This window comes from Pseudomonas trutticola BRTCR10 (assembly GCF_056155105.1).
In genome coordinates this window covers 4,662,291-4,675,487 of record NZ_CM149552.1, presented here as the reverse complement: position 1 = coordinate 4,675,487, position 13,197 = coordinate 4,662,291, and the positions used below count along the sequence as shown (strand labels likewise).

The window sequence follows — 13,197 nt, the reverse complement described above, 5'->3', positions numbered from 1 at the left end:
TAGAGCCTAATATGAACACCATAAAAGCCTCCGTCATAATACCTACAAAGAACCCTGGGATGATTTTTCAGGACGTTCTCAGCGCGGTTGTTGCGCAAAAAACCGATTGGCCATTTGAAATAATAGTTATCGATTCCGGTTCTAAAGATGGCACGGTTGAGTTTGTACGAAGTTTTCCTCAGGCGTCGCTAATCGAGATTCCTTCCATTGAGTTTGGCCATGGCCGCACACGCAATCTTGCTATCTCGAAATCCAGGGGTGAGTTTGTCGCGGTTATTACTCATGACGCCAAGCCTGTTAATCATGACTGGTTGGCTAACTTGGTCTCTTGCGCAGAAAGCGACGAAAGAATTGCTGGAGTATTTGGTCGTCATATAGCTTACCCAAACGCGTCAATTTTCACAAAAAGAGAACTGGAACTTCATTTCGGCGGTTTTGACTCCTTTCCGATCGTTCATATGGAAGATGAAAGTCGTTATGCCAATGATGTTGGATACAGGCAGTTTTTACATTTTTTTTCGGACAATAATGCGTTGATCAGGCGCTCGGTATGGGAGTCCATACCCTATCCGGATGTTGACTTTGCTGAGGATCAGGCATGGGCCAAGCTTATTATCGAGGCTGGGTATCGCAAAGCGTACTCCGAAGCTGGCGCGGTTTATCATTCTCATGACTACACGTTGTTCGAGCGCTTCCAGCGCAGCTTCGATGAGAGCTATGCGTTTCGGCGTTTTTTCGGCTACGTTCTTTCTCCAGATCTCAAGTCCATGATCCGTTCTGTTGCCGCACTGAGTCGGAGAGACATCAGCTTCGCCAAAAAAACAGGATTACTGAAAGGCTCCCCCGGAATCGTCCTTCACGCGTTGGTGGATAATGTGATGCGGGTTTTGGGACATTACTTGGGAGCACGAGGTGACAGAATACCCGCCGCAATTGTCAGCCGTATATCTCGCGATAAAAAGTTATTTGCTCAGTAGGGATTTCCATGAATTTTACAGTCGCGAAGAACAAAGCCAAGCAAGCGATAAGCTATTATCGTACGCACGGACTGCTGCCCCTGGTAAAGAAAACGATTGAAAGCATCGAGTCAAACAAGTCGGCGATTTTTACAAAGAATGATGTTCTTGGTTTTTATGATTTTGCACTCTACCAACCTTCAGGTGTGACCTATGTGGAAGGGAGTGCTGAAGCAAACACGGTTACATGGGTTGTACCTGCTTATGGCAAAGGATCAGGCGGGCACCTCAATATTTTCCGTTTTGTGTTCCTGCTAGAGAAGCTCGGCTACGAGTGTCGGGTTGTAATCGTCGGGTCTCACCCGGAATACGACATTAAACAAGCAAAGAGACAGATTTCTGACTGGTTTTTCCCATTAAAAGCTCAAGTGTATGATGGTCTGGCTTCTGTTCCGGCTTCTTACTACATGATGGCAACATCCTGGCAGACCGCTTACTATGTTCGCAACTTTCAAAATGCCAAGCATAAATGTTATTTTGTTCAGGATTTTGAGCCCTATTTTTATGCTGTCGGATCGGAGTCTGCGCTGGCCGAAGCTACATATTCTTTCGGATTCAACTGTATAACTGCCGGAGATTGGCTGGCAAACAAGCTTCGAGCGGAATATGGGGCTGATGCATATCCTATTGGTTTTTCATATGATCGTGCTTTGTATAAAGTCAAAGAGGCGAAAAGAACAACTGGGAAAAAGGTCTTCTTCTATGCCCGTCCTCCTACTCCGCGGCGCGCCTTTGAGCTTGGGTTGATTACGTTGAATGAAGTAGTCAAGCGAATTCCCGATGTGGAGGTTATATTTGCCGGTTGGGACGTTTCGTCCTTTAAAATACCGTTCGCTCACGTGAATGCCGGGACCATGAAAGTTAGTGATCTACCCGATCTCTACAACCAGTGCGATGTGGCTCTTGTGCTCTCGTTTACGAATCTGTCGCTCCTTCCGCTAGAGTTGATGGCGTGTGGGGTGCCTGTTGTCAGCAATCGTGCTCCTTGCACTGAGTGGCTGTTGAATGATCGTAATTCCATCCTGACTGAAGCAGTACCTGAACGTCTCGCTGACGCAATTTGTGAGCTGTTACAGAGCCCAGAGACGCATGCTGCAATTCGCTCTGAGGGACTGGAGACTGCGAATTTTTCCAGTTGGGAATTAGAAGCTGAAAAGCTCAAGAATGCGTTAATTGAAATTGATAACTAATTTGCAGGGCCCGGTAATGCATAACAATCCTCGTTGTATAGTCTTAGGCGCCAGCGGATTTATTGGTTCCCGTCTTTGCGAAAAGCTTGGGGAGAAATACCCCAATGTCAAAGCCTTCGGTCGAAATCCCATGTATAAGGATGCATTCAAGAAATGCAAGTGGATTGAGGGTGATTTTGCCGACGCCAACCAGATTGCGAACGCAATTGGTGATTGCGATACAGTGATTCATCTGGTTAACGCTTCTACGCCAGCAAGTGCAAATATTAATCGTGTTGCTGATCTTCAGGCGAATGTTGTATCGACGCTGAATCTGTTAGATGCATGCGTAAATTCCGGGGTGAAGAAGATAGTATTTTTATCTTCGGGTGGAACGGTGTATGGCGTTCCATCAGTCATTCCGACTCCCGAAGCCTCCGAAAACAACCCAATAACCGCCTATGGCGTCAGCAAGCTCACCATTGAGAAGTACCTTTCTCTATATTATCATCTGTACAAACTTGACTATTGTGTTCTGCGTGTTGCCAATCCATATGGACCGTATCAGACCAACAAAAAGAATCAGGGTGTCATTTCGGCGTTTTTTCAACACGCCATACACGATGAGCCGATAGATGTTTGGGGGGATGGTGGAGTTGTAAGGGATTACGTATTCATTGATGACGTTGTCAATGCTATTGAACTGGCACTTAGTAATAGTAGTCCTTATAAGGTCTTCAATATTGGTTCTGGCGCGGGTATCAGTATCAATGAGATTATCTCGACACTAGAACATACGGTCGGAAAGTCGATCGCCGTTAATTATTTGCCTGGCCGGAATATGGATATTCCTGTAAGCATTTTGGACATTAATCGCGCCAAAACCCATTTGGGGTGGAGTCCTCAGGTTGCTTGGCAGGATGGAATACTTGAAACCTATAACTGGATAAAGTCCTCGGGGCTGTAGTTTTGGGTTAAATGTTTTTTGGCTTTGGTCTATCCGGGGTGATCTCATCATCCCGATTGATTTTTTGTTTCTTTAGTTACAGTGAGCTTTACCGCATTTATTAAGTTTCATGCAAGGCTTTTGCGTCATTGGCTAATTTTCTTCGATATCTGAGGCTGGGCGTAAAACTCTAAGAATATAATGCGGTGAGTCGCGAATAGAGCGCGTCGCTTCCGATGATAACGTTCTGGTTTCTTCTCGATGAAGTGGTGTTGACCGGGTTAATGCCGAATCGATTATTTCCTGAACACACATCAGATATTTCGAATAAACAGCAACAAACGTATTTTGACAGCCCGAATGGTGCGATACCGTACCAATCGATTTGTTGTGTACGCTTGGCTTTCACCTCTACCGTGAGCCTCCACTTCGGTTCACCATAAGGAAGGTTCATACGTTTGCATTTCCCACACCTTTTCTGCGTCAATCTACCTTTCTTTGTAGGATTTAAGGCTGCTCACTTGCTCAGATTCGATCGGATGGCCGGGGGCATTTGCCAATGAATTTTTATTTTGGGTGTGGCGAGGATCGGGTTCTGAAGGGACGACGGTGATGCTGACGAAAAAAGACGGGTCACCAAATCTGTTTTTTTGGTTTTAAAGTGAGTGGGATGGGCTTATAAGGTTTCACTAGCTTGAGCGCAGCTGAAGGGAGAATTCTGAGGTGTTTGAAGAGTTTATGGACAAGGTCAGAGAGCGTCTGTTAGCGCTCCCCCGGCGTCAGAAACGATTGATTCAGGTCGGCACAGACATTTTTTTGGTCTGGACTGCCTTGTGGTTGGCGTTCATCGTTCGTCTGGGTATTGATGATATGTACAACCCGTTCAGGGTGCATTTCTGGCTTTTTGTCTGCGCTCCTGTCGTCGCAATTCCTCTTTTTATCCGCTTCGGCATGTATCGGGCGGTCATGCGTTACTTCGGTAACGATGCCTTGATCGCCATTATCAAGGCTGTCAGTTTGTCTTCGCTGATTCTGGCGCTCGTGGTGTATTGGTACAGCAATCATGAGTCTGTGGTACCGCGCTCCATCGTGTTCAACTACTGGTGGCTCAGCCTGGTCATTATCGGTGGATTGCGACTGTGCATGCGCCAGTATTTTATGGGCGATTGGTTCAGTGCGGCTCAGCACGTGCCGTTTGCCAACCGTGACAACGGGTTGACCAAAGTTGCGATTTACGGGGCCGGTGTTGCTGGCAACCAGCTTGTGGCAGCACTGCGTATGGGCAAGGTGATGCGCCCGGTGGCTTTTATCGACGACGATGCCAGCATTGCCGACCGATCAATTTCGGGTCTTCAAGTGTACAAGCCCAAACATATCCAGCAGATGATCGACGTGACGGGCGCGCAGGAAATTCTCTTGGCTTTACCTTCATCTACCCGTGCGCGACGTAGAGAAATCCTCACTATTCTGGAGCGTTTCCCGCTGCACGTCAGAAGCGTACCCAACTTCACCGACCTTGCCAGCGGTCGAGTAAAGGTCGAAGACATTCAGGAAGTAGATATTGCTGACCTTCTGGGACGCGATTCGGTACCAGCGCAAGCGGACTTGCTTGAACGGTGTATCAAAGGCAAGACAGTGATGGTCACTGGCGCTGGCGGTTCGATTGGTGCAGAGCTTTGCCGACAGATTTTCTCACTTGGTCCGACAACACTTCTGTTGTTCGAGCACAGCGAATTCAATCTCTATAGCATTCTGTCTGAATTGGAGCAGCGGGGCTGTCGGGAGTCGGTGACTGTCCGTCTGTTGCCGATCCTGGGCTCCATTCGGCACCAGGACAAACTTCTGGATGTAATGAAGACCTGGAAAGTTGAAACGGTCTACCATGCGGCGGCTTACAAGCACGTGCCCATGGTTGAACACAATATTGCCGAAGGTGTGCTCAATAATGTTATCGGGACGCTTAATACTGCTCAGGCAGCGTTGCAGTCCGGGGTTTCCAATTTTGTCTTGATATCCACGGACAAGGCCGTACGTCCGACCAATGTCATGGGCAGCACGAAGCGGTTGGCCGAGATGACCCTGCAAGCTCTCAGCCGTGAAATTGCCCCCGTGTTGTTTGGCGATAACGACAAAGTATCTCGGGTCAACAAGACGCGTTTTACCATGGTGCGCTTTGGCAATGTGCTGGGGTCATCTGGTTCGGTGATCCCGCTATTTCACAGTCAAATCAAATCCGGTGGCCCTCTCACGGTCACTCACCCGAAGATCACCCGCTATTTCATGACCATTCCTGAAGCTGCGCAACTGGTCATCCAGGCTGGCTCAATGGGTCAGGGCGGCGATGTGTTTGTTCTGGATATGGGAGAACCTGTGAGAATCGTCGAATTGGCAGAGAAGATGATTCATCTTTCCGGTCTGAGCATTCGTTCTGAACGTAATCCTCAAGGCGATATCTCCATTGCGTTCACCGGTTTGCGCCCAGGCGAAAAGCTCTACGAGGAATTGTTGATCGGCGATAACGTAGCCGCTACACCACACCCGATGATCATGACGGCCAACGAGGATCATCTGCCTTGGGATGTGTTGAAAATCAGATTGAGCGATCTGCTTTTTGCCGTTGAGAAAGACGATTATTCCCGCGTTCGCCAACTCCTGCGCGAAACTGTCAGCGGCTACACCCCCGACGGCGAGATCGTCGACTGGATCTACCAGCAACGCCGTCTCGAACCCTGATTGTTTCACATCCTGTAACGCACGCATTTTTGACATGCTCCATCCATGACCTACTTTTGAATAGCAGCTTGGGAAAAGCTGCTTTCTCAAATGATGATGGAGCGTCACTTATGCGTACCGGTTACTTCTACTCCCTGATATTCGCTTTCCTGACCAGCGCGTCGATTGCAGCAATTGCGGCACCTGCCACACCCCCCGAGCCAGCGAAGGCGCCGATGGTGATGGACGCTGCGACACCTTCTCAAAGTGCAAAAGTCGATCTCAATGGTGCCGACGCAGCAACGCTGCAAAAGGAGCTGTCCGGTGTAGGCGAGGCGAAGGCCAAAGCGATTGTTGCTTATCGTGAAACAAACGGGCCGTTCGCATCGGTGGATGAGTTGCTGGAAGTGAAGGGGATCGGCAAGGCGATCCTGGATCGCAATCGCGATAAGCTGGAAGTGAACTAAGCTGATTGTTCAACGCCAAGGGGCCGGTCATTGACCGGCCTTTTTGTTTTCAGGTGAACAAGGCTAGGCGGAGACGGTGTTGAGGCGTTTATCGGAAAACTGAGAATTACGGCTATCATATTACGTAAAAATTATGCCTATAATAATTTCCGTTGCCTTCGATCAAACAGGAGGCCATGTCCCTTATGCATGTCAGGAGCACGTTCATGAATTCTGTTCAGTCCCAAGGTACAGCGCTCGTCACTGGCGCATCGTCCGGTATTGGTGCGATTTACGCGCAGCGACTGGCGGCTCGCGGTTTTGATTTGCTATTGGTCGCCCGTGACCAGGTGCGTCTGGAAAGTGCAGCGAGCAAGTTGCGTGATGCCCATGGCGTTCAGGTCGAGGTACTGAAGGCGGATCTGACGCAGAAAGATGATGTGCTGAAACTCCAGCAACGACTGCGCAGTGACTCAAGCATCAGTTTGCTGGTGAACAACGCCGGTGTGGCGGCGGACGGGTTGTTAGCCAACTCCGATGCGGAACAGCTGGAGCGTCTGATCCAGTTGAATATTACCGCCGTCACGTTGCTGGCCTCTGCGGCCGCAGCGAGTTTCGCCAAGGCCGGTCGCGGCACGATCATCAATATTGCCTCGGTGGTGGCGCTGTTTCCGGAGCGTTTCAATGCGACCTACAGCGCCAGCAAAGCTTACGTGCTGAGCCTCACACAATCGTTGAATGCCGAGCTCGATGGCACCGGCGTCAAAGTGCAAGCGGTGCTGCCCGGTGTTACCCGTACGGAAATCTGGGAGCGATCAGGGATCGACGCCAGCGCTATCCCGGCCGAAATGGTGATGGAGGCCGGCGAGATGGTCGATGCCGCGCTGGCAGGTCTGGATCAGGGGGAACTCATTACTATCCCGTCCCTGCCGGATGCGGGCGAGTGGCAAGCCTTTGTCGCTGCGCGGCACGTCATGGTACCGAACCTTTCCCGTAGCTCGGCAGCCAATCGTTACAAGTAAGTTTTCCTCAATCGGTCAGAGGTACACGCGGTATGGATCAGCGTCGAATAGTCGTCACAGGCATGGGCCTGGTTTCACCCTTGGGCAGCGGTGTCGAAGTTGTCTGGCAGCGTTTGCTGGAAGGGCGTTCGGGCCTGCGCAATTTGCCTGAAGCTGTGGTCGCTGACTTGCCCACCAGTGTCGGCGGCAGGGTGCCAACCGTGGAAGAGGATGCCGAGGCCGGTTTCGATCCGGATCGCGCCACGCCGCCCAAAGAACAGAAGAAGATGGATCGCTTCATTCTGTTTGCCATGGAGGCCGCCCGGCAGGCGCTGGAGCAGGCTGGGTGGCATCCGTCTGAAGAGAAAAGCCGCGAGCGCACCGCGACGATTATCGGCTCGGGTGTGGGCGGGTTCGGGGCGATTGCCGATGCCGTACGTACGACAGACAGCCGAGGCCCGCGTCGTTTGTCGCCTTTCACCATTCCTTCTTTTCTGGTCAATCTGGCGGCCGGTCACGTATCGATCCAGCATGGCCTCAAAGGTCCGCTGGGCGCGCCGGTGACGGCGTGTGCCGCCGGAGTTCAAGCGATTGGTGACGCTGCGCGATTGATTCGTGCCGGTGAAGCCGACATCGCTGTATGCGGTGGAGCGGAAGCTTCGATCGATCGGGTCAGCCTTGCCGGTTTCGCGGCAGCTCGGGCGCTGTCCAGTGGCTACAACGCCACCCCACAGCGCGCCTCGCGACCGTTCGACAGCGGTCGTGATGGCTTTGTCATGGGCGAGGGCGCGGGCCTGCTGGTGATCGAATCTCTGGAGCACGCCTTGGCCCGTGGCGCGAAACCCTTGGCGGAGTTGGTAGGTTACGGCACCACGGCCGATGCCTATCACCTGACAGCGGGTCCTGAAGACGGCAGCGGTGCAGGGCGCGCAATGGAGTTGGCGCTGGCTCAGGCCGGCGTTAAGCCGGCTCAGGTGCAGCATCTTAATGCTCACGCCACGTCCACACCGGTGGGTGATCTGGGGGAACTGGCGGCGATTAAAAGCGTATTCGGCAAGGAAAACAAAATCGCTGTGACCTCAACCAAGTCCGCCACCGGACATTTGCTTGGCGCTGCCGGCGGGCTTGAAGCGATCTTCACATTACTGGCAATTCGTGATCAGGTCGTACCGCCAACGCTCAACTTTGAAAACCCCGACCCTGCGAGCGAAGGGGTAGACATTGTCCATGGCCAGGCCCGGGTGATGCCGATCGAATATGCCTTGTCCAATGGCTTCGGTTTCGGCGGGGTAAACGCCAGCGTGCTATTCAAGCGTTGGCAGGATTAGTCTTCCGACTGTTTGAGATGGTCGCGGGTGACGTCAAGAATGCGCTGCGCAAACTCGGCATCCGCGACACTGCGTGACAGCAACAGAGCGCCGACCAGGGTCGACATGATGACGATGGCGCGGTCGGCACGATTGTCACCTTCAAGGGTGTTATCGATCTGCCCCAGTCGCGCGTTGAGTACGGCATCGCTGGTCGGGCTGGGTTGTCCGCGCAGACCCAGTTCCGAGGAGATGGTCAGGAGAGGACAGCCTTCCTGCGGGGAGGTCTGATGCCATTCGGACAGATAGGTGTCGATAAACACGTGCAGCGGATTTTCTTGCGCAAAGATTTCCGCGCAAAGCCCATCAACCTGATCACTCGCTTCCTGCAGTGCCTTTTCGACCAACTCATCCTTGGATTTGAAGTGCGAGTAGAAACCGCCGTGGGTCAAACCCAATGCCTTCATAAGTGGCTGCAGACCGGTCGCGCCGATGCCGTCCTTGCGAAATCGTGCCGAGGCTTCCTTGATGATGCGCTGATGGGTCTGGGCTTTGTGGTCTTGCGAGTAACGCATTTGGAGCTCTCCGCAACAATGCCCCCATCTTAACCAAGGAAAATTAGATGGTGACTGTACTTCTACTTCTAAAAAGCATGCAGGCAGGTCCGAACGGATCTGAAAAAACAAACCCCGCCATTCAGGCGGGGTTTTCTTTAGCGGTCTTGCGCTTCTTTCGCGTCCATTTCCGCGTTGCGTTGCGCGACGCGCTTGCGTTCTTCATCGGTCAGTTCGACCTTGTTGGCGGTGTCTCGCAACATCATCAACCCGCCAACGATCGAGCCGATTGCAACGACCAGAATCAACCAGGCATACCAAGGCATAACGGCTCTCCTTAAAGGCAGATCGGTGGGCGAGGATTTCGCCGTGAACCGCTGCATATAACTTTTGAGCGAGATCAGTTCGCAGTGGTTCCATTCTAGGCCCGTTATGCCTGTTGCATGCGATCAAATCCTAAAGACCGGTGAGCATGGCATCGGCTGGTGCGTTGGCGCGCAGTTGGCCGGTAAGAAGGAAGTAGCCGAAGCCTACGGCCATGAAGCCGAGGAAAATCAGCCCGATCAATGCGTTGAACCAGGCCATCGCCACCAGACAAACCACCGCCAGCACCAATGCAATCATTGGAATCAACGGATAGCACGGCGCGCGGAAAGTACGCTCCAGATTCGGTTCCGATTTACGCAGTTTGAACAGGCTGAGCATGCTCATGATGTACATCACGATGGCGCCGAACACGGCCATGGTGATCATCGCCGCCGTGAGGGTCATACCGCCGAGATTGATCAGGCCGTCACTATAGATGGCGGCGATGCCGATGATGCCGCCGACAATGATTGCGCGGTGCGGGGTCTGGAAGCGCGACAGCTTGGCCAGTGAGGCCGGCAGGTAACCGGCGCGGGCGAGGGCGAAGAATTGGCGCGAGTAACCGAGGATGATCCCGTGGAAACTTGCCACCAGGCCGAACAGGCCGATCCACACCAGCATGTGCAGCCAGCCGGAGTTGTCGCCGACCACGGTTTTCATGGCTTGCGGCAGTGGGTCATTGATGTTGGCCAGGGTGCGCCAGTCGCCAACGCCGCCGGCAAAGAACATCACGCCCATCGCCAGCAACACCAGGGTCAGGATGCCGCTGATATAGGCCTTGGGAATCGTGCGTTTTGGATCCTTGGCTTCTTCGGCGGCCATGGCTGCGCCTTCGATGGCGAGGAAGAACCAGATGGCAAACGGAATCGCCGCGAACATTCCGGCAATCGCCGGCGCCCCGAACACATCTGAACCCGCCCAGCCATTGAGGGCGAAGTTGCTGAAGCTGAACGCCGGTGCGACGACGCCCATGAAGACCAACAACTCGGCGACGGCCAGAACACAGACAATCAACTCGAAGGTTGCCGCCAGCTTCACGCCGAGGATGTTCAACCCCATGAACACGATGTAAGCACCGACCGCCGCGTGTTTCGGATCAAGAGCGGGGAATTGCACATTCAGGTAAGCGCCGATGGCCAGGGCAATGGCCGGCGGCGCGAAAACGAATTCGATCAGCGTTGCCAGCCCGGCAATCAATCCACCTTTTTCACCGAAAGCGCGGCGGCTGTAGGCGAACGGTCCACCCGCGTGAGGGATCGCCGTGGTCAGTTCGGTGAAGCTGAAAATGAAGCAGGTGTACATGGTCGCGACCATGAACGAAGTCACCAGAAATCCCAGTGTTCCGGCGACGCCCCAGCCATAACTCCAGCCGAAGTATTCCCCGGAAATCACCAGCCCGACAGCGATGCCCCACAGATGCAAGGTGCCCAGGGTAGGTTTGAGTTGTGTGTTCATGTGTTTGCTCCCTGAAGGTTTGGAAAGCTCGGGGGAGGCTGTGTGCAGCGGGCGTGCCATTGCGGGGAATCAGGTCGTAATGTGCTGAAAGCTGTCGTATCGAGGATGTTCGCCGCCTGACCAGCACATTTCTGTGCGCCAGTTGAGTGCGATGTTGTCTGTACTGCCGCCATCGCGGGCAAACCCGCTCCCACAGGGTTTTGTGCCGATCGCAGAATCTGCTTTCACTGCGAAACCTGTGGGAGCCGGGCTTGCCCGCGATGAGGCCGGCCCAGCCAGCGCAAAACCTGGCTGTAACGAACGCATAAACCGACTCTTTACGCTTTCTTTATGCCCAGCCAATCCCCTCGGTCTCGTTCCTTTACAGCCTCCTTTCCGACAATGCCTCCACACGCGGCAATACGCCGTAACACGGAGATCTTCCATGAGCGTTCTGGACGGGGTGTCCCTGCTGCTGGCAGTGGGACTGTTCATTTATCTGTTGGTTGCGCTGTTGCGCGCGGACCGGAACTAGGAGCGGCTATGCACAGTTATGACTATTGGCTGATCCTCGCGTTCTTCGCGGTGGTCTTGCTGCCGGCGCCTTTCCTCGGGCGCTTCTACTACAAAGTGATGGAAGGTCAGCGCACCTGGCTGACGCCGATTCTCGGCCCGGTCGAGCGCGGCTGTTATCGCATTGCCGGGGTCGATCCGCAGGCTGAACAGAGCTGGCAGAAATACACGCTGGCGCTGCTGGCGTTCAACCTCGCCGGTTTCCTGCTGCTGTTTGCGATCCTGTTGTTCCAGGATCATCTGCCGCTCAACCCGCAAAACCTGCCGGGCCAGGAGTGGACGCAAGCGTTCAACACCGCCGTCAGTTTCATGACCAACACCAACTGGCAGTCCTACAGCGGCGAGGCGACCCTCAGCTACCTGAGTCAGATGGTCGGCCTCACCGTGCAGAACTTCGTCAGCGCCGCGACTGGCCTGGCTGTGCTGGTTGCGCTGTGCCGTGGTATTGGTCGCAAGTCGGCCAAGACCCTTGGCAACTTCTGGGTCGACATGACCCGCGCCACCCTCTACGGCTTGTTGCCACTGTGCCTGCTGCTGGCGCTGTATCTGGTCTGGCAGGGCGTGCCGCAAACTTTCGCGCAATATGTGAATGCCGTGACGATGCAGGGCGTTGATCAAGTGATCCCGCTGGGTCCTGCGGCCAGCCAGATTGCGATCAAGCAACTGGGCACCAACGGTGGTGGTTTCTTCGGCGTCAACTCGGCGCACCCGTTCGAAAACCCGACCGCGTGGAGCAACCTGTTCGAAGTCACTTCGATCATTCTGATCCCGGTAGCGCTGGTGTTCACCTTCGGCCATTACGTCAAAGACCTGCGTCAGAGCCGCGCGATCATCGCCTGCATGCTCGCGCTGTTCCTGATCGGTGGCGCGACTTCGCTGTGGGCCGAATATCAACCGAATCCAACCCTGAACAACGCCGCTGTCGAACAGACTGCGCCGCTGGAAGGCAAGGAAGCGCGCTTTGGCACCACCGCCACTGTGCTGTGGTCGGTGACCACCACGGCGGCGTCGAACGGTTCGGTCAACGGCATGCATGACAGCCTCAACCCGCTCAGCGGCATGGTGGCGCTGGTCAACATGATGGTCGGCGAAGTGATCTTCGGCGGCGTCGGTGCCGGGCTCTACGGCATGTTGCTCAACGTACTCATCGCGGTGTTCCTCGCCGGCCTGATGATCGGCCGCACCCCGGAATACCTCGGCAAGAAACTGCAGGCGCGGGAAGTGCAATTGCTGGTCGTCACGCTCCTGGTGATGCCGGTTGGCGTGCTGGTGCTCGGTGCGATTGCCGCCGTTCTGCCAGGCCCTGCGGCAACCATCAGCAACCCCGGCCCGCACGGTTTCAGCCAATTGCTCTACGCCTATACCTCGGCCAGCGCGAACAACGGTTCGGCGTTCGGTGGCCTGAGCGCCAATACACCGTTCCACAACCTGATGCTCGGTCTGGGCATGTTGATCGGGCGCTTCGGTTACATCCTTCCGGTACTGGCACTGGCCGGCAGCTTGGCGATGAAGAAAACCGCACCGATCGGCCAGAACAGCTTCCCGACCCACGGCCCGCTGTTCGTGACCCTGTTGACCGTGACCATTTTGCTGGTGGGCGGCCTGACCTTCTTGCCGACCCTGGCGCTCGGCCCTATCGCCGAACATCTGAGCATGGGCTTCTGAGGACTGAA

The 13,197-nt window shown here is 54.2% G+C and carries 12 protein-coding genes; 9 read left to right on the top strand and 3 right to left on the bottom strand.

All coding sequences use genetic code 11. The annotated features are described in order from the left end of the window. The first annotated feature begins 11 nt into the window (after nt 1-11). From ACVVH8_RS21215 to fabF, 7 genes are all read left to right on the top strand, one after another. Nucleotides 12-977, top strand: a complete 966-nt coding sequence (locus ACVVH8_RS21215; protein ID WP_103305688.1) for a glycosyltransferase family A protein — start codon at nt 12-14, stop codon at nt 975-977. 8 nt (nt 978-985) lie between these two features. Continuing rightward, a complete protein-coding gene (locus tag ACVVH8_RS21210) occupies nt 986-2,206 on the top strand; it encodes a glycosyltransferase family 4 protein (protein ID WP_401301647.1) in 1,221 nt (406 codons plus the stop codon). Between the two features lie 16 nt (nt 2,207-2,222). Next, nucleotides 2,223-3,152 carry an NAD-dependent epimerase/dehydratase family protein gene (locus ACVVH8_RS21205; protein ID WP_146041258.1) on the top strand — a complete coding sequence of 310 codons (930 nt, stop codon included), beginning with the start codon at nt 2,223-2,225 and terminating at the stop codon, nt 3,150-3,152. 717 nt (nt 3,153-3,869) lie between these two features. Continuing rightward, nucleotides 3,870-5,864: a polysaccharide biosynthesis protein gene (locus ACVVH8_RS21200; protein ID WP_103305704.1), complete on the top strand. Its 1,995-nt coding sequence runs from the start codon at nt 3,870-3,872 to the stop codon at nt 5,862-5,864. Between the two features lie 110 nt (nt 5,865-5,974). Next, the gene (locus tag ACVVH8_RS21195) at nt 5,975-6,310 is read left to right on the top strand and encodes a ComEA family DNA-binding protein (protein ID WP_103305691.1); all 336 of its coding nucleotides are present in this window, start codon (nt 5,975-5,977) and stop codon (nt 6,308-6,310) included. A gap of 206 nt (nt 6,311-6,516) precedes the next feature. Continuing rightward, the gene (locus tag ACVVH8_RS21190) at nt 6,517-7,311 is read left to right on the top strand and encodes an SDR family NAD(P)-dependent oxidoreductase (protein WP_475226189.1); all 795 of its coding nucleotides are present in this window, start codon (nt 6,517-6,519) and stop codon (nt 7,309-7,311) included. Nucleotides 7,312-7,343: 32 nt separating this feature from the next. Continuing rightward, complete coding sequence (gene fabF, locus ACVVH8_RS21185; RefSeq protein ID WP_315445847.1) at nt 7,344-8,618, top strand: beta-ketoacyl-ACP synthase II; 1,275 nt, start codon at nt 7,344-7,346, stop codon at nt 8,616-8,618. On the opposite strand, the gene ACVVH8_RS21180 is transcribed toward fabF, so the two are convergent. From ACVVH8_RS21180 to eat, 3 genes are all read right to left on the bottom strand, one after another. Next, nucleotides 8,615-9,172, bottom strand: coding sequence for a TetR/AcrR family transcriptional regulator (locus ACVVH8_RS21180; protein WP_475226186.1), 558 nt, complete (start codon nt 9,170-9,172; stop codon nt 8,615-8,617). The genes fabF and ACVVH8_RS21180 overlap by 4 nt on opposite strands. Before the next feature lie 137 nt (nt 9,173-9,309). Beyond that, on the bottom strand, nt 9,310-9,477 hold the full coding sequence (locus tag ACVVH8_RS21175; RefSeq protein ID WP_103305695.1) for a DUF2897 family protein: 168 nt from the start codon (nt 9,475-9,477) through the stop codon (nt 9,310-9,312). Nucleotides 9,478-9,607: 130 nt separating this feature from the next. Beyond that, the gene (gene eat / locus ACVVH8_RS21170; protein WP_475226184.1) at nt 9,608-10,972 is read right to left on the bottom strand and encodes an ethanolamine permease; all 1,365 of its coding nucleotides are present in this window, start codon (nt 10,970-10,972) and stop codon (nt 9,608-9,610) included. 424 nt (nt 10,973-11,396) lie between these two features. Between eat and kdpF the strand changes: the two genes are divergently transcribed. Then, complete coding sequence (gene kdpF, locus ACVVH8_RS21165; protein WP_007899818.1) at nt 11,397-11,486, top strand: K(+)-transporting ATPase subunit F; 90 nt, start codon at nt 11,397-11,399, stop codon at nt 11,484-11,486. Between the two features lie 8 nt (nt 11,487-11,494). Beyond that, nucleotides 11,495-13,189 (top strand): potassium-transporting ATPase subunit KdpA, encoded by a 1,695-nt coding sequence (gene kdpA, locus ACVVH8_RS21160; protein ID WP_103305697.1) that lies wholly within the window; start codon nt 11,495-11,497, stop codon nt 13,187-13,189. Nucleotides 13,190-13,197 lie beyond the last annotated feature (8 nt).